Source organism: Hymenobacter latericoloratus (genome assembly GCF_014199535.1).
In the GTDB taxonomy this organism is placed as follows: domain Bacteria; phylum Bacteroidota; class Bacteroidia; order Cytophagales; family Hymenobacteraceae; genus Hymenobacter; species Hymenobacter latericoloratus.
The window spans coordinates 183,453-208,956 of record NZ_JACHNV010000002.1 but is presented as its reverse complement, the minus strand read 5'-3'; the positions used below and the strand labels follow the sequence as shown (position 1 = coordinate 208,956).

Genomic DNA, 25,504 nt, shown 5'->3' with positions numbered 1-25,504 from the left:
ACTTGGTTTTGGATTATGAGGAGGCAACTATCCGGTTTGGAACGATGTTTACCGGCTATCTTTGCGGTACCAACTTCCACCCGGTTGCCACTCATTCCCTACCACCCCCACCATGCCCACTACGCAAGCCCCACCCGTTTCCTTCGACAATACTGCCGTTGCTTTCGCCTCCAAGTCGGATGGTGAGTTGCGCAAGATGTACGCCTTGTTCGCGGCCATGAACAACAATTCGCTGGTGAAAACCGGTGGGGGCCTGATGAAAACCGCTCTGAAGTGGCAGCTGCCCGGCACGAAGTTCCTGATCAAGAACTCTATTTTCGAGCAATTCTGTGGCGGCGAGTCCATTCAGGAGTGTCTGTCTGTTATTCAGGAGCTAGGCCGCTACCACATTGGCACCATCCTCGATTACTCAGTGGAGGGAGAAGGCAACGATAAAAGCTTTGATGCCACTACCACTGAGCTGCTGGCTACTATTGACCTGGCCCACCGTTCCCAGAACATTCCCTTTTCCGTATTCAAAGTAACCGGGGTTGGCGACGCGGCCATTCTGGAGAAAGTACAGCGGGGCACCTCCCTTTCGCCAGCGGAGCAGGCTAGCTTCGAGCGGACTAAAAAGCGCATCAATGCCATTTGTGCCCGCGCGCATCAATATGGCGTCCGGGTTTTTGTGGACGCGGAGGAAAGCTGGTTTCAGGAAACCATTGACCAGCTCGCCTACGAGATGATGCAGCGCTATAACCGCGAGTCAGCCATAGTCTGGAACACCTACCAACTCTACCGCCACGACCGGCTTGACGCTCTGGCCAAGGCCTACCACGACGCTGAGCGCGGCGGCTATTACTTGGGGGGCAAGCTGGTGCGCGGGGCGTACATGGAAAAGGAAGGCCGGGTGGCCCAGCAGCAGGGGCGTCCTAATCCCATTAATTCCAGCAAACAAGCCACCGACGACCTCTACAACGAAGCGCTGCGCTACTGCATTGAGCACATTGACCGCATTAGCATTTGTGCGGGCACCCACAACGAGGCCAGCTCGCTGTTGCTCACCGAGCTAATGCACGAGCACGGTCTGCGCCCCAACGACCCCCGGGTGTGGTTTGCCCAGCTTTACGGTATGAGCGACAACCTGAGCTACAACCTGGCGCATGCCGGCTATAATACGGCCAAGTACGTGCCCTACGGTCCTGTGGAAGCAGTAATGCCCTACCTGCTCCGCCGGGCCGATGAAAACACGGCCATTGCCGGACAAAGCAGCCGCGAGTTTCTGCTGATACAGAGAGAAATGAACCGGCGTAAAGCCCGGGCCTAAGCGCTATATAGTTGATCGGCACAGTTTTGGTTAGCGAGCACCCGCTGCCCGGATTTTCTCCCGGAGCAGCGGGTGTTTTTTTTGTTACATTCCGCTTTCACTTTCCCCCGTTTCCCACACATGACCGGCCGAGTACGCAGCCATTTGATCCGATTTGCCCGCACCCAGGTAGGCACTACCAGTTACCTGAATCTGGTTCAGGAAGCAGAACTAGGCCTGAATCTGGACATCTCCCACGAAAAAGCCCGACTCAACGAGATTCTGGCGGAAATCTCGGAAACTGAATTCCGGGCCGGCCGTCCCTTGCTGAGCTGCCTAGTGAAAGTAGAGGGATCCAAGGGCCAAGGCGACAACTTTTATAAGCTTTGCGAGCGGTTGGGCCTGGGAGAGTGGCGGGCGCTGAAGCAACAGGAAGATTTCCTGAAAACCATTCGGCGTGAGGCCCGTGAATTCTGGAAAGACGACAGCAACTTCGAAAAATTTGAATAAATAAAAAGGCTCATAAGGGCTCCGGAAGCCTTTTTTGAATGGATGCGGATACAAAGACCAGAAATATTTCTGCAACCCCGTAAGACGAGCTACCGTTAAGCACATCGAAACCGATGTTGGATTATTTTCTTCATTAATAGTCTGCATCGGGGTACTCTCTCCTTTCCATTCAACTTCAATTCCACCCTTATGAACACCAACGAATCGAACAACCCGACGAACACTGGTACTGGCTCAGGCGCTAACTATGGTACTGGCTCGGCCGGCTCTGGCTACGGTGCCGGCACTGGCAGCACCAACTCTAGCGGCAACATGGGTAACGCCAGCACCGGTGATTCTTCTAACCAAGGTGGCCTGGGTTCGTCTTCGTCCTCTTCTTATGGCTCGTCCAGCACTTCGGGCTCTGACTCCAATGCTCACCACGATTACAGCGCAACCCAGAAGGGCGCAGCTATGGCCGGCTCGGCGGGTGCTGCAGTAGGTGCTGGTGTTGATGCCGTACAAAACGCCGCTGGCGATGCTGCCCGCGCTGTAACCGGTAGCAATACTACGTACGGCTCCTCGTCTACTTACGGCTCGTTCCGTGACCGTGACAGCGCTGAGCGCGCCTACCAGTCACTGTCGTCGCGGGGCTACAGCAAAGACGACGTGAACGTGCTGATGTCGGATGACACCCGCAAAACGCACTTCGGCGACCACACTCCTGACACCGAGCTGGGCGATAAAGCCATGGAAGGTGCCGGTGTAGGCTCGGCCATTGGCGGTACCGCAGGGGCTATCATTGGCGCTATTGCCGCCATCGGTACCTCGGTAGCTCTGCCCGGCTTGGGCCTGGTAATTGCCGGCCCGATTGCTGCCGCGCTGGCTGGTGCCGGTGCCGGTGGTCTGACGGGTGGCCTGGTAGGCGCCCTGGTAGGCTCGGGCATCCCGGAAGAGCACGCCGCTGAGTATGAAAGCGACGTGAAAAACGGTAACATCGTAATGGGTGTGCGTCCGCGTAACGAGGAAGATGCCCGTTACTTTGAAGAAGAATTCCGTCGCCACAGTGGCGACAAAGTACGTCGCTACTAATCTGGCAACAGGTTTGCAACAAAAAGCTCTTCCTGCCTTCGGGCAGGAAGAGCTTTTTTGCTTTTAACAGCTAAAGGATGCGGCCTATTCCCGATTCCGTGCTTATTTGCTGTTCGGCCTATATTCGGCGGGCGCTAGGTTACGCGTGTGCAACCTTTCCGGCTTCTTTTCCACCTTTATCCTACTAGCAAAGACCCTGAGCGGGCACTTATTTCCTTTCCCCTAACGTTTTCTACTAAAACCGCCGGCATTGCCCGTGCGTAGCCTGTAGCAGGCACCCTTCTCCCGACTTTTCTTCATTTCATCCCCCCGTTAGTTCATGTCTTCCCCCCGACTCAAGATAGGCTTGTATGCCTCGGTGTTGCTGGCGGTGTTCGTGTTGGCTTCTTACAAGCTGTACCGGCGCAACGATGGCCGCTCCCCTCAGAAGGATGAAGTTCTTATCAAGGCTATGCTCCAGGGCCTGAGCCAGGCTCACTACCAGCCTGAGCGCATTGACGACGCCTTCTCCAAACGGGTTTTCGACCTGTATCTGAAGCGCCTTGACAGCAGTAAGAAATTCCTGCTGCAGTCCGATGTGGACCAGCTGCGTAAGTATCAGAACGATATCGACAACCAAGTGCAGCGCGGCACCCACGAGTTCATGGACCTGGGTACCCAACTGATGGCCCAGCGCGTGAAGGATATTCAGGGCCTGTACCGGGATATTCTCTCCAAACCTTTCGATTTCACCACCGACGAAACCTTCGAGACGGAATCGGACAAGGTGACGTTTGCGGCGAATGCAGCCGCCCAGCGCGAGGAGTGGCGTAAGTTTCTGAAGTACCAGACCATGGTACGGGTATCGGAAATGATGGATGAGCAGGCCAAGAAGAAAGACAAGCCGTTGGCTTCTACTTCCGCTACCCCCTCTTCGGCTACCACTTCTGAGCCAACCCGTACGCCGGCCCAGATGGAGGCCGAAGCCCGTAAGCGTGTGCTAAAGTACTTTGATGATTACTTTAAGGACCTGCAGCAGACGGACGCTAACGACCGGCTGGCGATGTACGCCAACACCATTGCCAACACCTACGACCCCCACACCGAATACTTTGCTCCCCGCGACAAAGAAACCTTCGACATTGCCATGACGGGCCGTTTCGAGGGTATCGGGGCTTCGCTACAGGAGAAGGATGGTCAGATTAAGGTTTCGGATATTATTCCGGGTAGCGCTTCCTACCGCCAGGGCGAGCTGAAAGCCGGCGACATTATTCTGCGCGTTGCTCAGGGCCCGGCCGAGCCGGTATCGGTGGAAGGTATGCGTCTGGACAAGGCCGTTTCTATGATTAAAGGCAAGAAGGGCACGGAAGTGCGCCTGACGGTGAAAAAGCCGGATGCCAGTACGAAGGTCATCTCCATCATCCGCGACGTGGTCGTGATTGAGGAAACCTACGCGCAGTCGGCCACCATCAACGACAACGGCACCAAGCTTGGCTACATTAAGCTCCCGAACTTCTACGCCGACTTCAACGACAACGGGGGCCGCAGCTCGGCTGCCGACGTGAAAAAGGAGCTGGAAAAGCTGAAGGCGGAGAACGTACAGGGCGTAGTGCTCGACCTGCGCTTCAACGGTGGGGGCTCCCTGCAGGACGCCGTAGAAATGGCGGGCCTGTTCGTGGAAAGCGGCCCGGTAGTGCAGGTACGCAACTCCCAGGGTGCTCCTACCATCCTCAACGACCGTGACCCGCGCGTGCAGTACGGCGGCCCGCTGGTAGTGCTGGTGAACAAATACAGTGCCTCGGCTTCCGAGATTCTGGCCGCCGCTATTCAGGACTACAAGCGTGGGGTTGTAATGGGCTCGGCCAGCACGTATGGCAAGGGCACCGTACAGCGCATTTTTGATCTGGATGAAGCCATGCCCGCCGAGTTTAACAGCATCAAGCCCTTCGGCTCGCTGAAGCTCACGACTTCGAAGTTTTACCGCATCAACGGCGGCTCGACGCAGTTCAAAGGTGTTATTCCCGACATCATCCTGCCCGACGCGTACAGCTACCTCGACCAGGGTGAGAAGGAAACCGACTATCCCCTGAAGTGGGACGAAATTACGCCCGCCCGCTACCGCGCTTGGAATGCAGCTCCGGCTATCGACAAACTGCGCCAAGCCAGCACCGCCCGCGTGAATAGCAGCGCCAGCTTCAAGCAGCTGTCGGATATGGTGGCCCGCATGGTGAAGCGGAAGGATGACACGAAAGTATCGTTGAAGCTGACGAACTACCGCGCCGAGCAGGAGCAAGCCAAGGCTGAATCGGATAAGTATGAGGCTATCCAGAACGCAGCCCAGCCCATTGCCATTGCGCCGCTGACTTTTGACCTGCGTCAGTTGGGAGCCGATACGATTAAGGTAAACCGCGCCTCTCGCTTTGTGAAGCCCCTGAAGAAGGACATCACCCTGCGCGAAGCCGTAGCTGTGCTGAAAGACCAGATTTAATTTCAGTAGTAACGTAACTAAAAGCCCCTGCACACTTGCTGTGCAGGGGCTTTTTTGGCTCTATACCAGCCCACTACATACCGTTAGCAAATCAACCCCAAAAAATTTATTTATCACCTGCATTTACAAGTTTGCAAACTGCTGTAAACCAATTCATTGCTTTTAGTAAATCGTGTCAATATTTTTAGCAAATAAGAACTCAAAACCTACTATCTTGGTTTACTAAGCATGACAACGATGAACATGGAAACGACCATTATTCCGCTCGTAACGGACGAGCAGAAGCAGGCTGAGGAAATCTGGCGCAAATCCATTCCGGCCCAGGTGTTCCTGAACTACTTCTTCGCCATCAACTACCACATTCAGGAAGCTGACGACGCCATGGGCGGCCTGCAGCACCTGCCGTTCTTCCGGGCCCACCAAGCCGAGCTGACCGAGGCCGACGTGCAAGCCATTACCAAGCTGCTGCACGCCAGCTGGAGCACGGAGTACGCCCTGCGCGCTACCGCCGAGCTGGGCGACGAGGACTACCTGCGCAACGCTCTGCACTGGACCTTCCCACAGGCCTATCATACCATCATGGCTGGGCTGCAGGCGTTCCTGTACACGGCCGGCGTCCGCAGCAACAACCCTTCCCTGATCCGGCGGGAGGTAGGACGTTTGGTGGTACGCAATGCCTACCCCCGTCCTATTTCCTTCTATGCGGCTGGCGCCTACGGCGACTTCAGCATTCACCGCTTGCCCCTGGCGGGCTACAAAGCCGGGCTGCACATTGCCAGCAAGGAGATTGACGCCCAAGCCCAGATCGGGCAGTTCCTGCGCACCACCCGCAAGCTGAAGGCCCAGGCCACCCGCCAGCAGGTGCAGGCCAACCCGAACACGGCGCTGCGCAGCCAGAAGACGGGCAAGGTGCTGGATAAGTGGACGGCTGCACACTGGCAGCAGATTACCTGGCGCCTCGGCTACACGACCATCTTCGACCTGCTGGGTCGCCTGCGCATCTCCCAGACCAGCCGCGAGATTGAGCGCTTCGTAGAGGCCGAGATTGACTTTAAGCTCTTCCACCAGTCTTTGCTCAACATTGTGAGCTACCTCAACGGCATCCACGAAACCTACGTGGCCAAGGCCATGGGCCTGGAGCGCTACCAGCAGGTGGTGGCGGAGCTGCCGAAGCACCTGCAGAACTCCTTTGTGCAGGAGCGCCTACACACCCGCGTTGAGCCCCAGCTCCGCGACAACGAGCCGACCATGCGCATGGCGGCCTAAGGCACCCGCGCTTTTTTAGTAGTCTGACTGCATATACACGTAAGCGCTGGCCCCCTGGGCCGGCGCTTTTTGTTTGGCCCTACCCCCACTACCACTACATTTCGGGCAACCATCCAACTCTTCGGTGGTTTATGCAAATAAGTGTTGGAGCCGCGCTATTTTTGCAGCTTGACTTTACCGGCCCCGCGTGGGCTTTCTTTTTAGACCTTGTACCATGCAGCACCTCAGCGAACAGGAGATAATCCGTCGGGGCAAATTGGAAGAGCTCCAGAAGCTCGGCATTGAGCCCTACCCCTCCGAGCTGTTCGACGTGAACTTCTACGCCCAGGAGATTCTCGAGAACTACCACCCCGAACTCAACAACTTTCAGGATGTCAGCCTGGCCGGCCGCCTGATGTCGATTCGGGTGAAGGGCAAGGCCTCGTTCGCGGAGCTGCAGGACGCCTCGGGCCGGATTCAGCTCTACATCAACCGCGACGAAATCTGCCCCGGCGAGGACAAGGAGCTGTACAACACAGTCTTCAAGAAGCTCGTGGACCTGGGCGACTTCGTGGGCGTGAAAGGCCACGTGTTCAAGACGATGGTAGGCGAAACCTCCATCCACGTAACCGGCTTCACGCTGCTAAGCAAGAGCTTGCGCCCCCTGCCCGTAGTGAAAGAGCGGGTTGATGAAGCTACCGGCGAGAAAATCACCTACGATGCCTTCACTGACCCCGAGCAGCGCTACCGCCAGCGCTACGTGGACCTGGTCGTGAACCCGCATGTGCGCGACGCTTTCGTGAAGCGCACCCAGCTGGTGCAGGCCATGCGCAACTACCTCAACGACAAAGGCTATCTGGAGGTGGAAACGCCCATCCTGCAGCCCCTGTACGGTGGCGCGGCGGCTCGCCCCTTCAAAACCCACCACAACACGCTGGACATGACGCTGTATCTGCGCATTGCCAACGAGCTGTACCTGAAGCGCCTGATTGTGGGTGGCTTTGATGGGGTGTACGAATTCTCGAAGGACTTCCGCAACGAGGGCATGAGCCGGTTCCACAACCCGGAGTTCACCCAGATGGAGCTGTACGTTGCCTACAAAGACTACTACTGGATGATGGACCTGGTAGAGGAAATGGTGGAGCGCGTGGCTCTTACCCTGCACGGCAAAACCGAAGTGCAGGTGGGCGAGAACCTCATCAACTTCCAGCGCCCCTGGAAGCGCTTCACCATGGCCGAAGCCATTGAGCACTACACCGGATTCAATATTGACGGTAAGAGCGAGGACGAGCTGCGCGCCGCCGCCAAGGACCTGAAAGTGGCCCTCGACCCCAGCATGGGCAAAGCCAAAATCATCGACGAAATCTTTGGGGAGCACGTGGAGCCCAAGCTGATTCAGCCTACGTTCATCACCGACTACCCCGTGGAAATGTCGCCGCTGGCCAAGAAGCACCGCAGCAAGCCGGGCCTGGTGGAGCGCTTCGAGGCAATCTGCAACGGCAAGGAAATCTGCAATGCCTTCTCCGAGCTAAACGACCCCATCGACCAGCGCCAGCGCTTCGAGGACCAGCTGGAGCTGGGCAAGCGCGGCGACACCGAGGCCATGGTGCTCGACGAGGACTTCCTGCGGGCTCTGGAGTACGGCATGCCGCCTACGGCCGGCCTGGGCATCGGCATTGACCGCCTGAGCATGATCATGACCAACTCCAACTCTATTCAGGACGTGCTCTTCTTCCCGCAAATGAAGCCGGAGTACACCAAGTCGGAAAACGCGCCGAAGCCCGAAGCCGAAGCATAACTCCCTACCCCCTGAAAAATCAGAAAGCCTCCCGCTCTGTACAGCGGGAGGCTTTCTTTTGTAACTGACTAATTAGGTCCGTTGAACCGCCTTTGCCTGAGGAAGCTTGCGATGGGCGTGTACGATTTTACTACCAAGGTTTGTTAACCATTCCTTTGTAGAAGCTCTACAGCCGGCAATTTTACGACAGGTGCGTATCCAACTTCTTGTAAGCCGGTTATGATATCTTTAACGGGGTAGCTTGACCAAGGTTACACGGCAATGAAAAATTTCTGAAGAAAATAATCGGGCCGCCTCCCTACCCCCTTGAAAAAACAGAAAGCCTCCCGCTAAATAAATGCGAGAGGCTTTCCTTTTAATACAACTGGCTTACCCTTCCGAATGGGTTTACAGAAGAAGCTTGCGATGGACTGCGTTCGATTTTACTAACGGGTTGTTTGACCAGATCCTGTTAGAAGCTCAACGAGCCGGCAATTTTACTTGCTGTATTTTCTCCAATCTTCTTTTAAGCCGATTGTATGTTCTTTAACGGGGTGCCAAAAGGAAGGTTACGTGTGCCCGAAAAAAATTATCAGGATTTATAACCGGGGTAGTGCCGGGAGTCGCCGCCTACCCCATCGTAGTCCGAATCGGCGTCGCTGGACGTAGATACTTCGTAGGCCGAGTCGCTGAGGGAGTTCAGGAGGCTGTCGGCGGCGGTGCGGTCGGTGCGGAGCTGGTCGGAGGCGGGCTCTTCCTCTTTTAGGGCACTGAGGCCCAGTTTTCCTTGCTTAAGCAGCTTGCTTAGTTCGTCGCCCCACTTCGAGGCCGACTTTTTGAGGCTGGCCCGGGTGGCGTCGCCGGTTTCAGGGGCCAGCAGTAGTCCGGCTACCGCTCCGGCCGTAGCCCCAACCAGCAGGGAGAGAATTACTTTGCCTTTCGTGTCTTGCATGAGGCGGAACAAGTTTAAGATGAGCACACTAGCTTCCGGCAGCACACCGGCCTACTGGTAGAACGCGAAAAGCATAGAGTAGGTTAAATATTGTTTCTAGTAGGGCTCAGCCAACTGCCGGGGGTAGGAACCCAAACAAAACCCCTGGTAGCTGAGCTACCAGGGGTTTTCAAAACGTGGAAGCCGGAGTGGCTTACAGTTCGTTCAGGAGCTTTACTACTTCCTGCTTGGCTTTGCCCAGCTTGTTCTGCAGGCGGCCAACCAGCTCATCGCCCTGGCCTTCAGCGTACTCCAGGTCTTCGTCGGTCAGCTGGGCGTACTGCTGCTTTAGCTTGCCTTTGGCTTCGTCCCAGTTGCCTTTCAGCTTCAGTTTGGAGCCGGCACCGGTGATGCCCATATCTTCGAGCTTCTCGATGTAGCCTTTGAATTTGGCATCGAGGTCTTCGCCGTATTTCGAGAGTTGCTCGCCCAGCTGGCCGCTGTACTTGGTAGCGGCGCTGCCCAGCTTGCTGCGGGTAGCCGTGCCTTTGTCAGGGGCCATCAGCAGGCCGGCAATGATACCAGCACCGGCACCAGCCAATGCAGCGAGGAGAATTTTACCCGAGTTGTCTTCTTCGTGGTAGGACATGATTCGTAGGGGAGAGAAATGAAAAATGGAGTTCGAAGTAAATCCGGTAGCCCCTGGTTAGAGGCAGGCCAGCCTTGCGAGGCAATGGGCCATTGTACAGGATATGGGCCTCTATACGGCGGGGCGCGGTCGAGGTTTTGCGCCAATATAAAAATTAGCCCTGCAAAATATTCGGCCAACTCTCTTGATTTGCGTATCAGGGCAGTCCTTTACCTTTAGCGCCTCACGCGTCTCCTTTTCTCATGCGAAAAATCGTTGTTTTCGGCGCTTTGCTGCTTTCCGCCGCTGCCTGCCAGCGCACCCCGGCTTCCACGGCCCAGTCTCCCTGCATCGACGAAAGCAAAATCCGCAGGGACGCTATGTGCACGATGGACTACAAGCCCGTGTGCGGCTGCGACGGCAAAACCTACGGTAATGCCTGCCAGGCCACCAATGCCGGCGTCACCAGCTCGACGCCCGGGGAGTGCCCCCAGAAAAGCACCAACTAACTCCTACCCCTTCACCACCGGCAAAGCCCTGCCTTGGGGTTGGCTTCGCCCATCCTTTGCTTTTTCCCTTATGTCTGAAAAGCGTTATTTCCGCCAGCAGAACCCGTTTATTGTACCCACTACCGATGGCAAGCTGATTGAAGAGCACATTGGCCTGGCCAGCACCGGCACGGGCCAGTACAGCGTGGCCCACATGGTGGCGCCCCCGCAGTGGAGTGAGCCCCACCAGCGCCCCGAGTTTGACGAAGTAACCATTGTGGTGCGGGGCCGCAAGCGGTTTGAAATCGACGGCGAGGTAGTAGAGCTGGGCGCCGGCGAGTCGTTGCTGATTAAGGCCGGGGCCCGGGTCCGCTACTCTAACCCCTTCGACCAGGAGTGTGAGTACTGGTCTGTTTGCGTGCCGGCGTTCAGCCCCGCCACCGTAAACCGGGAGGAAGCGTAGCAGCGTTTTACCCGGTAGCAACGCACTGGCCGCGGTGGCTGCTGGGGAAGCGTAAGAGGTTACCCCAGCAGCCACTTGCGCAGCTCGGGGGTGCGGTGCGAGCTGCTGGTTAGGGTAGTGACGGGGGCTTTCAGGTGTACTACCAGCGTATCATTGAAGTAGGGCTCCAGGCGCTCAATGGCGCTGAGCTGCACGAGTTCCGTGCGGTTGAGGCGGAAAAACTGGGCAGGATCAAGCAGGGCTTCCAGCTGGCTCAGGGTTTCGTTGAGTATGAAGGCCCGGCCTTGCCCGTCTATAGCGTGCGTGACGCCGTTGCGCAGCTGAAAATACGCCAGCTCGGCCACCTCGAGCAGGTACAGGCCCGCGCGGCTCTTGCTGACCAGCCGGGTTTTGTAGCGCGGCGCGGGGGCTACCTGGGCCACCAGCTGCCGCAAAGCCGCCCCCTGGAACGACTGCCGGAGCCGCTCATATTTCTGCAGGGCCGCCGCAAACTGCGCGTACTGCACCGGCTTCAGCACGTAGGCAATGCCGTTCTGCTCAAAGGCCTGCACCAGAAACGTATCGTAGGCGGTGATGAAGATGACGGGACTCGTAACGGAAATCTGCCCGAACAGCGCGAATACGTTGCCATCGAGCAGCTCAATATCGGACAGGATCAGGTCGGGGGCGGGGTGCTGGCGCAGGTAGGCGGCGGCCTCGCTCACCTGCTGGCACTCGGCCACGATGGTAGCGGTGGGCTGGTACTGGTGCACAAACCGGCGCAGCTGGGCGGCGGCGGGCTCCTCGTCTTCAATTAGCAGTATGCGCATGGGCAGGCACGGGTAGGGCGGCGGTTAGGGGCAGCGTCACGGTAAAGTCTTCGTCGGTGGCGGTTATGCGCAGGGGCACGGTGGCTACCAGCGCCACCCGGGCCTGCAGGCCGGCCAGGCCGCTGCCCGCCCCGGCGGCCGGCTGCGGGCGGGGGCGCCGGTCGTTGCGCACCTCAATTTCAGTAGGCCGAACACGCAGGCTGATGCGCAGGGGCTGGTTACGGCTGGCCAGGTTGTGCTTTACGGCATTAGTCAGCAGCTCTTGCAGCACGCCGGGCGGCAGGAGCAGGTTGCGGAGCTGCTCGGGGGTAGCCTGCACATCTTCCTCGAACTGGTAGGCCACCCCGAACCGGCTGCGCAGCAGCTCGCAGTAGTCGCGGGCAAAGGCCAGCTCCTCGGCCACGGGCACCACCTCCTGCTCGCGGGTGCGCACCAGGTAGCGGTACACTTCGGCCAGGTGCCCCAGGTAGGCGTGGGCGGCCGCATTGCCGGGCTCGATGAGGGCGGCCAGGATGTTGAGGTTGTTGAACAGAAAATGCGGATCGACGTGCTGCTGCAGGGCCTGCAGCTTGGCCCGGGCGGCTTCTTTCTCGGCGCGCTCCAGCTCCAGCCGCACCTGGCCGGCGTGCTGCTGGTATAGAAACGGCAGGTACACGCTGCCCACCAGCAGATACAGAAATACATCGGAGGAGAAGCCGCGTACGGCGGCGTACCAACTGCCGTAGTCGCCCTGGCCTACGCCCGCAAGCACCAGCGCGGCCTGTAGCAACTGCTTGAGCAGGATAAACAGCAGCGCCCCGCGCCAAAGCAAACCGAAGTAGTAACCGGCCCGGCCTCTGGCCCGGTCCCGCTGCGTAACGCGAGCGTGCAGGCGGTCGAGCAGGTACACCACTAGCAAGGCTTCCAGAAACATCCAGAACGGCGCGTCGGGGAACAGATAGAATTCCTCGGGCCGCACGGCCATAGTCAGGCGCGTGTACAGAGCCAGCAGCACCGACAGGCCGAGCACGAATACGTAAAACCAGGGTTTCTTGCGCATCACGAGCGGGAAGGTAGCAGTTGGCGGCGGATACCGGTGCCGCCGCTGGTATCAGCCGCTTAGCTTGGCTCAGGTCTTGTCCTAGAGCTAGCTGCCCTACAGACCAGCCGGTTTTACGTCCTTACCCTGCTCATCGAGGAAGCGGAGCACGGGCTGGTTGTTTTTATCGACGCCGATGGTGAGGCGGGTGCGGCCCTGGGCGTCCTTGAAGTCGAGGGTGGACTGCTCGGTGTTGGCCACCAGCATCACGCGGGTTTCGCCGCGCTGGTCGGCCATAATCATGGCCGACGACCGGCCGGCGGTGGTGCCCACGTACAGGCGGCGCATTAGCCCCAACTTGCCTTCCTTCACGGCCTGCTGCTTCTGCTCGGGGGTAGCGGTTTTATATTTCTCTTCCAGGGCCGTTATAGATTCCTCGGGGGCGTCGCTGAAGGTGAGGCCAGCCTTGTAGCCCCCGCCCTGCTCCTGGTAATTCAGGGCAATAACCTGGTCCTGCCCAAACCGGTCGAAGGACAAATGGCCGCCAGCCGACACCTTCCCATTAGCGTCTTTTTCACCCCCGAAGATCAGGCCGCCGCACTCCTCGCCCTTGTCGTTGTAGAAGAGCATGCCGGGGTGAGGGCGCTTGTAGTCCAGGTGTTTGCCGTCGATGGTGACGCCCTGCGGAAAGCGCGCCTTGTTGCTCATGAGCATCTTCACGGTGCCGTCGCGCTCCACTAGGTTCAGGCGCTCCACCGATATTTCCCCGAAGCGCACGGGCTTATCGGGCTTGGCGAAGGCGCAGAGCAGAGCGGCCAGGGGCAGCAGGGTGGTAACCAGAGCATAGAGCTTGAGAAACTTCACGTCGCGGGCCAGGTTGCGGGTATCCATGGGGGTAGTAGTTGGGGTGAGACGATGCCCAAAACTGCTGCTTCCGGCGCCCGAAAGCCGGCGAATTCGCGGGAGTGCCGGAAAAACCGCCGGAGTGCCGGAAAAGCCGGCGGGAGTGCCGCACCGCCATCCTCTGCGGGAAGCGCCAAACCCGTACCTTGCCCCTGTACTTCCTCTCCTACTCTCCTGCCTTATGGATCAGCGCATCATCAACCTGTTCGACGAGTACACCCACGCCCCGCTCAGCCGCAAGGAGTTTCTGGACCGGCTGGTGAAGCTGGCCGGCGGCACGGCCCTGGCCGCCGCCGCGCTGGCCGTGCTGGAGCCCGGCTACGCCCAGGCCGCCACCGTACCCACTGATGACGAGGACCTGGTGACGGAGGACGCAACCTGGCCCGGCGCGGCTGGCGTGACCATGAAAGGCTACCTGGTGCACCCGAAAGGCAAGGAGAAGCGCGGGGCCGTGGTGGTCATCCACGAAAACCGGGGCCTGACGCCCCACATCAAGGACGTAACCCGGCGCGTAGCCAAGGCCGGCTACCTGGCCCTGGGCGTAGATGCGCTGTCGGTGTTCGGGGGCACGCCGGCCAACGAGGATGAGGGCCGCGCGCTCATTGGCAAGCTGGATAAGCCTCAGAACCTGGAAAACTACCTGGCCGCCCTGCGCTACCTGCGCCAGCGCCCCGACTCCAACGGTCGCACCGGCTGCGTGGGTTTCTGCTGGGGCGGGGCCCTGGCCAACAGCCTCGCTACCCATGATGCGCAGCTGAACGCCGCCGTGGCCTACTACGGCACCCAGCCGCCCGCCGAGGAAGTGCCCAACATCAAGGCGGCCCTGCTGCTGCACTACGCCGCCCTCGATGAGCGGGTAAACGCCGGCATGCCGGCCTACGAAGCGGCCCTGAAAGCCGCTGGCATTAAATACGAGCAGTACGTGTACCCCGGCGTGCAGCACGCCTTCAACAACGACTCCTCCCCGGCCCGCTACAACGCCGAGGCCGCCCAGCTGGCCTGGAGCCGCACCCTGAAGCTATTTAAGGAAAAGCTGGGGTAGCAGAATCCGAGTGCCACTTTCCATGCATACCCCGCTTTATCTTCGATGACCCTCAGTATCAGGCACAAATTACTGCTTACCGTATTACTGGCGGGGCTCCTGCTGAGTAGCTGCCAGCAAGATGCATCCTATACTTCAGCTGACGCTACAGACACCACGGCTCCGGGGCAAAACCGCATCCCGCAATCAGCACCAACCGCATCTTTGCCCATTGAGTACATCGATGTCGGCGAAGTGGCCATCAACGGCTCCCTGCCGCTGATGGGCAAAAAGGCGGCGTTGTTCAAGGTTTTGGGCCCGCCGGACAGCGTGGTAACGCCCAACATGAACGACTACTGCATGCCCTATTACCCCGACAGGGCCCTGCAGTGCGCTTACTATCGGCCGGGGCAGCGCAGAAGTGTACGGCGACACGGCCGTGATATCGTCCCTGGATTTTCAGCGCCAGCCGGAAATCGAACTGCAGAATCCTACCCTCCCCCTGACGCGCAACACTACTCTGGCAAGCCTGGCCACCGTTTTTCCTTACGCTGTAAAAGCGCAGCAAGTGCTCGACGTTTACCAAGTAGGCAAGCGCGTGGTCGTGACGCTGCAAACGGCCAAAGTCCCGAACGATTATACCTGGTTGCTTTTCTTCCACCAGGGGCGGCTTGAAAGCATTGAGCTGCATACACCTTGTTAGGGCTAGCAACTGCCCCATACGGTTTAGCTGGGGGTAGCGCCGCTCCAACAGCCCACTGCCCCGGAGGTAGTGGGCTGTTTGTCTTTAGGAGGAAATCCGGCGCAACTGGCAATGCTACCGCTGGCGCAGCTACTGGAGTGCAGTAGAAAACTTTGGCATCCGGATGTTTTTCAGTTGTTTTTTAGCCGTTCGTGGGGTTGAAGTTTTCCGGGCAGGTAGCACAATAAAGCCAGAGTACAGGGGCCTGAAGCAATGTGTTGTAAGTGTATAAGCTCGACTATACGAGTGCCTGAGGCCCAACTTTTAAGCCTTGCATTGTGCCCGGTTACCCTAATACCTTGGGGTAGTGCTTTACTCTTTGAGCCCAGATTTCAGCTGCCTTACACAGCTTTTATCAGCCTCTTTTACTTTCTGAAGTCAGTGTACCAGGCTGCCTTCTTCCTCGCTGCTCTTCTTTCCACCAACTCCCACACAACCAAATGAAACACCGGTTTACCTCCCTTCTGGGAGCGGCTGCCCTGTGCGTGCTCGGCTCCGCTTCCTCCCACGCCCAAACCTACCAGCAGGTCTGGGCCGATGAATTCACTACAGGCATTGGCCCGAGCTGGGTATTTGAAACCGGCGGGGGCGGCTGGGGCAACAACGAGAAGCAGTACTACCAGCGCGCCAACGCCAGCGTGGTGAACGGCATTCTGCAGATTACGGCCCGCAAAGAAAATGTAGGCGGCATGCCCTACACCTCCTCGCGCATGAAAACCCAGGGCCTGAAGGAGTTCAAATTCGGCAAGATTGAGGCCCGCATGAAGCTACCCCTGGGCCAGGGCCTGTGGCCGGCCTTCTGGATGCTGGGCTCCAACATTAACACCGTAAGCTGGCCGGCCTGCGGCGAAATCGACGTGATGGAGCACGTCAACGCCGAAAACAAGGTGTACGGTACCGTGCACTGGGACAGCAACGGCCACGCCGAGTACGGCGGCAACGTCATCACTACCCCCCAGGACTACCACGTATATGCCGTGGAGTGGGAGCCCACGTATATCCGCTGGTTTGTGGATGGGGTGAAATTCCACGAAATCAACATCAGTGGCGGCACGGGTAGTACCGAGGAGTTTCAGCGGCCCTTCTTCCTGCTGCTGAACCTGGCCGTGGCCGGCAACTGGCCGGGCCAGACAGTAGATGAAAGCAAGCTGCCCGCCACCATGTACGTGGATTACGTGCGGGTGTACCAGAAAAGCGGCACCACTACCCCGCCGCCCACGGGCTCCAGCACCACCATTCAGGCCGAAAGCTACAGCTCCATGAACGGGGTGCAGCAAGAAACCACCTCCGATACGGGCGGCGGCCAGAACGTAGCTTACATTGACGCCGGCGACTGGATGGCCTACAGCAACATCAACTTCCCGACCTCCGGCACTTACACCCTGGAGTACCGGGTGGCCAGCCCCAGCGGCGGCACCCTGTCCTCGGACCTGAACGCGGGGGCCATTCAGCTGGGCAACACCACCATTCCGGCCACGGGCGGCTGGCAGAACTGGACGACCGTATCCCGGACGGTGAACGTAAATGCAGGCACCTACAACTTCGGGGTGTTTGCCCAAACCGGCGGCTGGAACCTCAACTGGATTCGGATTACGAAAGCTGGCAGCGCCCGCCCGACAGCGGTTTTGGCTTCTACAGCGGGTAGCGAGGAAGCCAAAAGCCTAAGCGTGTACCCCAACCCCTACTCGGCCGGCTCGCCTCTCACTATTCAGCTCCCTACCTCGGACCTCTCGCCGGCCCAGGTGCAGATTCTGGACGTGCAGGGCAAGCAGGTATGGCAAACCACAGCGTTTGGCTCGGAAGTGAGGATAGCAAAAGACCTCCCGCTCCGCAGCGGCATGTACCTGATTCAGGTAACCAACGCCGCCGGCATCTCGGTGCAGAAATTAGTGGTGCGGTGACAGGTGACAGGTGACAGGTGACAGGTGACAGGTGACAGGTAAATGGTGATGAGGTGAACTGGCGGCAGACTTCTGGCCGGAGGCCAGGCGTCTGCCCGCCGGCCAATGGGGCAAGTCTCCCGACTTGCGGCCGCGAAGCGGCCAGCCCGCGTTGGCGCCATCCGCGCCGCGTGGGGCCGCGTGCTTAACCTTTGGAGTGCTCTTATCGAAACCAAAAAAGCCCGTGCGATAATATTGCACGGGCTTTTTCAATTGAATTAATGCGGAAAGAGCTGGCCCCACGCGGCGCGGACGAACCTAACACGGGGTGGCCGCCTGCGGCGGCCGCAAGTCGGGAGACTTGCCCCATTTCTCGGCGGGCAGACGCCTGGCCTCCGGCCAGAAGTCTGCCGCCAGTTCACCTCATCACCTGTCACCTGTCACCTAAACACTACATGCGCTGCTCGGGCTTGGCGGCGGGCAGGGGTTTGCGGGGCAGCTTGGCGTCGCGCATGGCGGCCTGGTACACGAAGGAAGCTACTACCACGGAGGCCTGCTTCAGGTCGTCGGCGGGCAGGCGCTCGTAGGTGTCCATGTTGGTGTGGTGGGTGCGGGTGCCGTAGTCGAGGGGGTCCTGAATGAACTGGAAGCCGGGCAGGCCCACGGCGTCAAACGAGAGGTGGTCGGTGCCGCCGGTGTTGCGCAGCGTAACGGTGGTAGCACCCATGTCGGCGAAGGGCTTGAGCCACTCCTGGAAGATAGAAGCCGCCGCCTCGTTGCCCTGGGCATAGATGCCGCGGATTTTGCCGGCGCCGTTATCAAGGTTGAAATAAGCCGCCAGCTTCTCGTGTTCGGGCAGCAGCTTCATGGTAGCGGGGTCGGCGAAGTGGTTTTTCACGTAGCCGCGCGAGCCGAACAGCCCCTGCTCCTCCTCACCCCACAAGGCAATCCGGATGGTGCGGCGGGGCTGCACGCCGGCCGCCTTCAGGATGCGCACGGCTTCCATCATCACGGCGCAGCCGGCGGCGTTGTCGGTGGCGCCGGTAGCGGCGTGCCAGGAGTCGAGGTGGGCGCCCAGCATCACAATCTCGCTTTTCAGCTTTTTGTCGGTGCCCGGAATTTCGGCTACCACGTTGTAGCCCTTCAGGTCCTGGGTCTGGAAGCGGGTGCGGGTTTCCAGCTCAAGCTCTACCGGAATGCCGGCCTCGGCGAGCCGAATCAGGCGCAGCTGGTCTTCGGGAGCCATTTCCAGCTCGGGCAATACCGGCTTGGCGTCGGCGGCGTAGGGGGCGCCGTTGCTGGTGAAGAAGGTACCATCGGAGCCGCCGCGGCTGCTCAGGATAGCGGCCGCGCCTTCGCTCAGCATCATGTCCGACATCTTAGTGCGCAACGCCAGAAGGGCTCGGCGCTGGGCCATGCGCTGCTCCATTTCGGCACTGGCGGGGGCAGCAGCGGCCGGAGCCTCGGGCTTGAAGGCCGCCATTTTCTGCAGCTCGTCGTCGGAGTAGCGCTTGGCATCGGCCTCGAAGGAGGTTTTCGGAGCCGTTACGTCGAGCAGCACAATTTTGTCGCGCAGCTGGCCTTTGTACTTGTACAGCTCGGCTTCGGTGGTGGCCTTCACTACCACTACCTGCTTCTTAAGAACCCCGTTGGTGCTGGGCGTCCAGGCCTTGGGGGCCCCAATGAGCGTGTGGTAGTAGGGTGCCGTCATGGCCACGTACGACTTATCAATATCCCAGCCGCGGCCGAAGGTGCCCCAGGGCTCAATGGTTGCCTTGGTCAGGCCCCAGCTGGTGAGCTGCTTCTGGGTCCACTGGTTGGCGCGGTTCAGCCCCTCGGAGTTGGCCAGGCGCGGACCGCACACATCCGTCAGGTAGAAGGCTGTTTCCATCACTCTGGAGCGGTTCAGGCCTTCGTCCTTGATTTTAGCCAGCGTGGCCTGGTCGGCCTTGGTACCCTGTTGGGCCAGGGAAGGCGCGGCTACCGCGAGGCCGCCGGCTAGCGCCAGAAGTCGAAATGCGTTCATTGAGGAAGGTTGGTTGTAGAGAAGATGTTTTCGGAAGATAAAGAACCGAAACCAGTCGCAACGTTGCGCCGCCTATTCCCAGGCCGTCTTTTCTTTCTCCCGAACCCTACCCCCCTCCTAGTCCTGAACCTCTTGCCGGGCGGCCAGCACCTTATCGGGCGTAATGGGCAGCTCCCGGATGCGCTTGCCGGTGGCGTGGTACACGGCGTTGGCAATGGCGGCCGTGAGCCCAATCAGGCCGATTTCGCCCATGCCCTTGGCGCCCATGGGGTCGAGGCGGTGGTCAGGCTCATCCATGAAGACAACCTCTACCTCCGGCATGTCGGCATTCACGGGGATGTGGTACTCGGCCAGCTGGTTGTTCACGAACCGGCCGAAGCGGTGGTCCATGCGGGCCTCTTCCATCAGGGCCATGCCGATGCCCCAGGTGACGCAGCCGTACACCTGGCTCCGGGCCGTTTTGGGGTTGAGCACCTTGCCCACATCCAGCGCCGACACCACCCGGCTCACGCGCACTACCCCGGTGGCCTCGTTCACCCGCACCTCCACGAAGTTGGCGCAAAACGACTTGCCAGAATACTGGTCCTGCTCGGGTCCCTTATCTACTTCGCGGGTCAGGTCGAGACCCATCAGGTTATGTTCGCGCAGAATCTGGGGGTAGGAGAGCTGCCGCCGGGGATGCCGCACCTGCCGGACTACGCCATTTTCGGCTACCAGCTCGGTGGGTTTCAGCTTGTGGCGGCCCCAGGCGGGAGAGCTCCGGGCCAGGTCCAGGAGCTGCTGGTGCAGGGCGGTGCAGACGGCGTGCACGGCCGAGCCCACCGAGGCCGCCGTGTGGGAGCCAAATTGCCCCGGTGCGGGCGGGAAAGCGGAGTTGCCCAGCTCGAACCGCACCTGCTCTGCCGGCATGCCGCTGGCCTGGGCCGCAATCTGGGTCATGATGGTGTAGGTGCCGGGGCCGGCGTCGGCGGTGGCGCTCTGCACCAGCAGGCGGCCATCGGCGAAGAGCTGCGCCCGGGCGGCGGCTTTCACCCGCTCGGCCTTATAGATGCCCATGGCCATGCCCCACCCTACCAGCCACTCGCCTTCCCGGGTAGCCCGGGGCTGCGGGGGCCGCCTGCTCCAGCCAAAGCGCTCGGCCCCGCGCTCATAGCAGGCCCGCAGCTGGTTGCTCGACCACGGCTTGTCGTCCTTGGGGTCGGTTTCGGCGAAATTCCGGCGGCGCAACTCCAGGGGGTCCAGGCGCAGGGCATACGCCAGCTCATCCATGGCCGACTCCAGGGCAAACGAGCCGCTCGACTCGCCGGGGCCGCGCGTCCAGGCGGGCGTGCTCACGTCCAGGGGCACCAGCTGGTAGCGGGTGTTCAGGTTGGGGCAGCGGTACGCCGATTTGGTGGGGTCCACGATGCGCTCCGTAAACTCCTCGTGCCGGGAGGTCTGCCCGAAGGCCTCGTGGGTGATACCGATCAGCTGCCCGTCGGGGGTAGCGCCCAGGCCTACCCGTTGGGAAGAAAAGGGCCGGTAGCCCACCAGGTTAAACATCTGCTGGCGCCGCAAAGCCACCTTCACCGGCCGGCCCACCAGCTTCGCGCCCAGAATAGCGGCTACCTCCTGGGGCCAGATACGCGAGGCACCCCCAAATGCCCCGCCCACATACGGCGAGTGCACCTGCACCCCGTCCTCGGGCAGCTGAAACATACGCCGCAGGTCCTGCTTGGCCAGGGCCGGTGCCTGGGTTTTGTTGTACACCACCAGCTTGGGGCCGTCCCAGTGGGCAATGGCGGCGTGGGCCTCCAGGGGGTTGTGCACCTGCACGGCGGTGCGGTATTCCTGCTCCAGGCGCACGGGGGCCTGCTGGTAGGCATTGGCCTGGCCCCGCTGGTAGTCCTCAGCCTGTTGGGGCTTCCGGCCTCGGCTACGGTGGGCAAGCAGGTCGGTTTCGGGCGCGGCCGCCTGGTACTGCACCCGCACCAGCTCGGCGGCGTGCTGGGCGTGCTCCAGCGTGTCGGCAATGGCCAGGGCTACGGGCTGGTTGCTGAAATGAATCTGCTCGTCGTGGAATACGCGGTGCTCCTGGCCTGCCAGGCGGGGGTTGTTGTTGGCCTTGGCATCCTGGTAGGCGGGCACGCCGGGCGAGTTGCGGTAAGTAAGCACGGCCAGCACACCGGGCGCTTTTTCGGCGGCGCGGGTATCCAGGTGTATCATTCGGCCCTTGGCAATGGCACTGGTCACCAGCACGCCGTGTACCACCCCGGGTACGGCGTGCTCGGCGGCGTAGCGGGCCTGGCCCGTTACTTTGGCCCGGCCATCAACCCGACTAAGTGGCGCCCCAAGTCCTGTTTCCTTCAACTCTTTCTCTTCCATACTGTATAAACCATACAACCTGACCAAAGACCAAAACCGGGCTCTGTTTCTGTACGGATACGCGGCAGAAAGGCTACCCCCATGTAGGCGCTACGCTGCATCTGCACTCACGCACGGGCCGGGGATTCTTGCGTAGGGTGGCTTCCTATTTTGGTAATTCTTTGACTTATTCTATAGATATTCTTATATACTGCTTCTGCTCTTTCTTTATGTGTTCTGCCCCATGGTAAATGTGCTAAAGCGCAACAACGTCCGGGTTATCGGGCAAGGCGCTCAGACGTTGCTTTTCGTGAATGGCTTCGGATGCGACCAAAGCATCTGGCGCTACATCCTGCCGGCATTTTCCGCCCAGTATCAGCTGGTGCTCTTCGACCACGTAGGCGCGGGCCTCTCTGACACGACGGCCTATGATCCGAAGAAATACGCGTCTCTGGAAGGCTACGCGCAGGACGTGCTGGACATCTGCCACCAGTTGCAGCTGGAGCAAACCATTTTGGTGGGCCACTCCGTGGGCGCCATGATTGGGGTGCTGGCCGCCATTCAGGAACCCGAGGCTTTTGAGCGGCTGCTGCTGCTGTGTCCTTCGCCCTGCTACCTCAACGAGGAAGGGTATCACGGGGGCTTTGAGCGGCAAGACATTGAGGACATGCTGGCCTTCATGGAGAAGGACTATGTGGGCTGGGCTGATTCGTTTGTGCCTTTCATTATGGGCAACCCCGACCGGCCTTCGCTGACAGTGGAAATGACGCACAGCTTCTGCCAGAACGATCCGGCCATTGCCCGGCAGTTTGCCCGCGTCACTTTCCTCTCGGATAATCGCCCGGACGTAGCCCGCCTGCGCGTGCCCTGCCTGCTGGTGCAATGCGCGCAGGACTTTGTGGCCCCGCAGGAGGTAGGCGAATACCTGCGGGCCACCATCCCCGATTCTACCCTGGTCACGCTGCCCGTATCGGGGCACTGCCCCCACGTGAGTGCCCCAACGGAAACACTGGACGCTATGGAGCACTTCATGGTTGCCTAGATTGGCTCCTGCTCACACAAGCGGCTGATCAGGCACCTGAACGGCTTCCGCAAGAGCCTGGAGTTTAGGGCCTTTTTTCAGCTAGTGAAGCCGTTTTACCAGAGCGTTCAGGAAATGCAGCACTACGCGGTAGTGGAATGAAACCCGTCATACTTCGCTGCGTTCTGCCTGCCGTTCGCTCTGCCTACCCCAAAATAACCCCTACCTCCCTACGCTCGTCTAACCGGCTACCCCTCACCTAGCCCCGAACGACCTGATGAGCCTCTGGGAGATAATAAAGCGCCTGTTTCCGTACGTGCGGCCCTACCGGGGGCTGGTACTTGCCACGCTGCTGCTTACGCTGGTGGGCTCCCTCGCGGCCCAGGTAAACCCGTTTGTGCTGCGCTACACCGTGGATACGGTACAGGGCCTACTCAACCGCAATGCCACGCTGGCGGCCGGTATGCCCCTGCTGCTGCTGGTGAGCGGGCTGCTGCTGGGCAAGGAAATCATCAACACCTTCATTCAGTTCGGGCAGAAGTTTTACGGGGAGAAAATCCGCATCAACGTGTCGAGCCGGCTCATGCACGACGCGGTGCAGCGGGTGGTGGGCTACCAGCTCGGCTTCTACGCCGACACCGGCAACCAGACCGGCAAGCTGCAGACGCGCATCGACCGGGGCGTGGAGAGCCTGATGAAGCTGGTGCAGAATTTCTTTATCGACATTCTGCCCCTGTTCGCCAATTCCATCGTGGCCCTGGTGGTCATGTTCACGGCCAACGTGTACGTGGGGCTGGTGGCCGTGGCGGTGCTGCCGGTGTATTTCTGGCTCAGCTACCGCCAGGCCGACCGGCTCAACGGCACCCGCCGGGCCCTGCGCGGCCTGCGCGAAGCCCGCAGCCAGGGCCTCGTAAACCTCATCGATTCGGCGGTAGTCATCAAGAGCTTTGTGCGCGAAGACTATGAAGCTCAGAAGCAGAACCAGCAGCAGGACGCGCTGCAGCGGGCCCAGCTGGAAACGCGCAAAACCAACTTCCTCTACGACGGCCTCAAAACCTTCACCGAGCAGATTGGGGTAGTGCTCATCATCATCCTGACGGCCTACCTCGTGCTGGATAGGCAAATCAGCATCGGGGCCATCATGTTCCATATTCTGCTGTTCAATAACGTGTCGGCGCCCATCCGGCAGCTGCACCGCATCTACGACGAGATGAACGACGCCCTCACGTACTCCGAGGGGTTCTTCGATATTCTGGACGCGGAAAACGCCACCGAGCCGACCGGCACCCTGCAGCCGGCGCACCTGCGGGGCACCTTCGATATCTGCAACGTAGATTTCACCTACCCCAGCGGCACCCAGGCCCTGCACGACGTGTGCCTGACCATTGAAGCGGGCAAAACTACGGCGCTGGTGGGCCTGAGCGGGGCCGGCAAAAGCACCATCATCAACCTGCTCTGCAAGTTCTACGCCCCCGACCACGGCAAAATGCTGCTGGATGGCCAGCCCCTCTCTGACTACGACACCCACGCCCTGCGCCAGCACATTGGGCTGGTGCTGCAGAAAAACCACATCTTCAAGGGCACCATTGAGGAGAACATCCGCTACGGACTGATGGACGCCACCCCGGAGCAGATTCAGCAGGCGGCCAAGCAGGCCTACCTGCACGAGCAAATCATGGGCCTGCCCAAGGGCTACCAGAGCGACGCCCAGCAGCTCTCGGGCGGGCAGCAGCAGCGCATTGCCATTGCGAGGCTATTTCTGAAAAACCCGCCCATCATCTTCCTCGACGAGCCCACCGCCTCGCTGGACGCCATTGCCACCGAGCAAATCAAAAACTCCCTCGACGCCATCAAGCAGGGCCGCACGGTGGTCATCATCTCCCACTCCCTGGCCCAGATTGTGGATGCTGACTGTATTTACGTGATGAAGCAGGGCCGCATGGTGGAAAGCGGCACCCACGAGCAGCTCTACGACCGGCGCGGCACCTACCGCGAAATCTTCGACGCCTCCGCCCGCAGCCTCAACATCGAGAAGCTGGCCCGCGTGTTGGTAGATGATGGGGACGAGGTGGAGGATACGGCGGCGTGAGGCAGTAACGCGAACTTTGCAGTTCGCGCCCTAGAACTATTTCCATTGCGTCTTCCTGACGCGTACTACCATGTTCGCGCTACTTCCCTATCCTGCTGTCCAATGAGTAATCTGATATACTACGAGCGTAACCTCCCCCACCGTTTGCCACCCGGCACCGATCTATTTCTAACGTTCCGATTGGCCAACTCGCTGCCAACCGCGGTTGTCTCCTACCTACGAACGCAATTCCGCTCTTCTACAACCACCTCAATGACAACTACCTACGCGCAGCAACGCCGGTATTTCGGCCGATTCGATCAGCTTTTGGATGAAGCTGCGCACGGTTCCACCTGGCTTCGACAACCGGCTATTGCTGCGCTGGTAGGTGATTCGCTACGTCATTTTGACGGGAAAGCTTACCAGTTGCACTGTTACTGTATCATGCCGAACCACGTACACTTGGTTGTTTCGTTGGCTTATAATGCTCCGCTGCTGGTTGAAACGCTGCAACGCATTAAAGGCTACACTGCTTTGCAAGCAAACAAGCTGCTCGGGCGCACGGGCCAGTTCTGGCAACGGGAAACGTACGACCACATCGTGCGCAGTGGCGAGGAAATGCAGCGAATCATTGCCTACGTGCTGAATAATCCCGTGAAGGCGGGTTTGGTTGACACGTGGGAGCAATGGCCGCACACGTATTGGGCCGAACCTTAAGCCGCGGACCTGCAGCCAGTAATGCGAACTTTGTAGTTCGCGCTTCAGAACAAAAACGGCCGAACGTCCCATTAGCCCGAATTACGGGGTT

At 59.7% G+C, this 25,504-nt stretch carries 21 protein-coding genes; 14 read left to right on the top strand and 7 right to left on the bottom strand.

Features of this window, described 5'->3' with window-relative positions; genetic code table 11:
• Nucleotides 1-112: 112 nt before the first annotated feature.
• The 6 genes from GGU46_RS06540 (at nucleotide 113) to lysS (ending at nucleotide 8,376) form a co-directional block, all read left to right on the top strand.
• Nucleotides 113-1,306, top strand: coding sequence for a proline dehydrogenase family protein (locus tag GGU46_RS06540; RefSeq protein ID WP_183402762.1), 1,194 nt, complete (start codon nucleotides 113-115; stop codon nucleotides 1,304-1,306).
• A gap of 120 nt (nucleotides 1,307-1,426) precedes the next feature.
• Complete coding sequence (locus GGU46_RS06535) at nucleotides 1,427-1,795, top strand: hypothetical protein (protein ID WP_183402761.1); 369 nt, start codon at nucleotides 1,427-1,429, stop codon at nucleotides 1,793-1,795.
• Between the two features lie 189 nt (nucleotides 1,796-1,984).
• Nucleotides 1,985-2,866: a hypothetical protein gene (locus GGU46_RS22565; RefSeq protein ID WP_394353390.1), complete on the top strand. Its 882-nt coding sequence runs from the start codon at nucleotides 1,985-1,987 to the stop codon at nucleotides 2,864-2,866.
• Nucleotides 2,867-3,185: 319 nt separating this feature from the next.
• Nucleotides 3,186-5,333, top strand: coding sequence for a carboxy terminal-processing peptidase (locus GGU46_RS06525; RefSeq protein WP_183402760.1), 2,148 nt, complete (start codon nucleotides 3,186-3,188; stop codon nucleotides 5,331-5,333).
• A 228-nt stretch (nucleotides 5,334-5,561) separates the two neighbouring features.
• Nucleotides 5,562-6,599, top strand: a complete 1,038-nt coding sequence (locus GGU46_RS06520) for a hypothetical protein (RefSeq protein WP_246398892.1) — start codon at nucleotides 5,562-5,564, stop codon at nucleotides 6,597-6,599.
• Between the two features lie 214 nt (nucleotides 6,600-6,813).
• Nucleotides 6,814-8,376, top strand: coding sequence for a lysine--tRNA ligase (gene lysS / locus GGU46_RS06515; protein WP_183402759.1), 1,563 nt, complete (start codon nucleotides 6,814-6,816; stop codon nucleotides 8,374-8,376).
• A 571-nt stretch (nucleotides 8,377-8,947) separates the two neighbouring features.
• Here lysS and GGU46_RS06510 read toward each other — a convergent pair.
• Entirely contained in the window at nucleotides 8,948-9,307 is a 360-nt protein-coding gene (locus GGU46_RS06510; protein ID WP_183402758.1) for a YtxH domain-containing protein, read from the bottom strand.
• Nucleotides 9,308-9,500: 193 nt separating this feature from the next.
• Nucleotides 9,501-9,935: a CsbD family protein gene (locus GGU46_RS22430; protein WP_110978311.1), complete on the bottom strand. Its 435-nt coding sequence runs from the start codon at nucleotides 9,933-9,935 to the stop codon at nucleotides 9,501-9,503.
• 242 nt (nucleotides 9,936-10,177) lie between these two features.
• On the opposite strand from GGU46_RS22430, the gene GGU46_RS06500 reads away from it, so the two are divergent.
• Together GGU46_RS06500 and GGU46_RS06495 are read left to right on the top strand one after the other, a co-directional pair.
• Nucleotides 10,178-10,423 (top strand): Kazal-type serine protease inhibitor family protein, encoded by a 246-nt coding sequence (locus GGU46_RS06500; RefSeq protein WP_183402757.1) that lies wholly within the window; start codon nucleotides 10,178-10,180, stop codon nucleotides 10,421-10,423.
• Between the two features lie 70 nt (nucleotides 10,424-10,493).
• Entirely contained in the window at nucleotides 10,494-10,865 is a 372-nt protein-coding gene (locus tag GGU46_RS06495) for a cupin domain-containing protein (protein ID WP_183402756.1), read from the top strand.
• 59 nt (nucleotides 10,866-10,924) lie between these two features.
• Here the strand turns inward: GGU46_RS06495 and GGU46_RS06490 are convergent, their stop codons facing one another.
• The 3 genes from GGU46_RS06490 to GGU46_RS06480 form a co-directional block, all read right to left on the bottom strand.
• The gene (locus GGU46_RS06490) at nucleotides 10,925-11,674 is read right to left on the bottom strand and encodes a LytR/AlgR family response regulator transcription factor (RefSeq protein ID WP_183402755.1); all 750 of its coding nucleotides are present in this window, start codon (nucleotides 11,672-11,674) and stop codon (nucleotides 10,925-10,927) included.
• A complete protein-coding gene (locus GGU46_RS06485) occupies nucleotides 11,655-12,713 on the bottom strand; it encodes a sensor histidine kinase (RefSeq protein WP_183402754.1) in 1,059 nt (352 codons plus the stop codon). The genes GGU46_RS06490 and GGU46_RS06485 overlap by 20 nt, the downstream gene beginning before the upstream one ends.
• A gap of 96 nt (nucleotides 12,714-12,809) precedes the next feature.
• Complete coding sequence (locus GGU46_RS06480; RefSeq protein WP_183402753.1) at nucleotides 12,810-13,583, bottom strand: hypothetical protein; 774 nt, start codon at nucleotides 13,581-13,583, stop codon at nucleotides 12,810-12,812.
• A gap of 193 nt (nucleotides 13,584-13,776) precedes the next feature.
• On the opposite strand from GGU46_RS06480, the gene GGU46_RS06475 reads away from it, so the two are divergent.
• From GGU46_RS06475 to GGU46_RS06465, 3 genes are all read left to right on the top strand, one after another.
• Nucleotides 13,777-14,637 carry a dienelactone hydrolase family protein gene (locus GGU46_RS06475; RefSeq protein ID WP_183402752.1) on the top strand — a complete coding sequence of 287 codons (861 nt, stop codon included), beginning with the start codon at nucleotides 13,777-13,779 and terminating at the stop codon, nucleotides 14,635-14,637.
• A 418-nt stretch (nucleotides 14,638-15,055) separates the two neighbouring features.
• A complete protein-coding gene (locus GGU46_RS06470) occupies nucleotides 15,056-15,319 on the top strand; it encodes a hypothetical protein (RefSeq protein ID WP_183402751.1) in 264 nt (87 codons plus the stop codon).
• Nucleotides 15,320-15,798: 479 nt separating this feature from the next.
• Nucleotides 15,799-17,259, top strand: a complete 1,461-nt coding sequence (locus GGU46_RS06465; RefSeq protein WP_183402750.1) for a carbohydrate-binding protein — start codon at nucleotides 15,799-15,801, stop codon at nucleotides 17,257-17,259.
• A 430-nt stretch (nucleotides 17,260-17,689) separates the two neighbouring features.
• Here GGU46_RS06465 and GGU46_RS06460 read toward each other — a convergent pair whose 3' ends face one another.
• Nucleotides 17,690-19,264, bottom strand: coding sequence for a M28 family metallopeptidase (locus tag GGU46_RS06460; protein ID WP_183402749.1), 1,575 nt, complete (start codon nucleotides 19,262-19,264; stop codon nucleotides 17,690-17,692).
• Between the two features lie 117 nt (nucleotides 19,265-19,381).
• Complete coding sequence (locus tag GGU46_RS06455; protein ID WP_183402748.1) at nucleotides 19,382-21,628, bottom strand: xanthine dehydrogenase family protein molybdopterin-binding subunit; 2,247 nt, start codon at nucleotides 21,626-21,628, stop codon at nucleotides 19,382-19,384.
• Between the two features lie 223 nt (nucleotides 21,629-21,851).
• Between GGU46_RS06455 and GGU46_RS06450 the strand changes: the two genes are divergently transcribed.
• The 3 genes from GGU46_RS06450 to GGU46_RS06440 all read left to right on the top strand — a co-directional run bounded on the left by GGU46_RS06450 (nucleotide 21,852) and on the right by GGU46_RS06440 (nucleotide 25,413).
• Nucleotides 21,852-22,649: an alpha/beta fold hydrolase gene (locus tag GGU46_RS06450; RefSeq protein ID WP_183402747.1), complete on the top strand. Its 798-nt coding sequence runs from the start codon at nucleotides 21,852-21,854 to the stop codon at nucleotides 22,647-22,649.
• Nucleotides 22,650-22,905: 256 nt separating this feature from the next.
• The gene (locus GGU46_RS06445) at nucleotides 22,906-24,717 is read left to right on the top strand and encodes an ABC transporter ATP-binding protein (protein ID WP_183402746.1); all 1,812 of its coding nucleotides are present in this window, start codon (nucleotides 22,906-22,908) and stop codon (nucleotides 24,715-24,717) included.
• Between the two features lie 252 nt (nucleotides 24,718-24,969).
• Entirely contained in the window at nucleotides 24,970-25,413 is a 444-nt protein-coding gene (locus tag GGU46_RS06440; protein ID WP_215906276.1) for an REP-associated tyrosine transposase, read from the top strand.
• The last annotated feature ends 91 nt before the right edge of the window (nucleotides 25,414-25,504 follow it).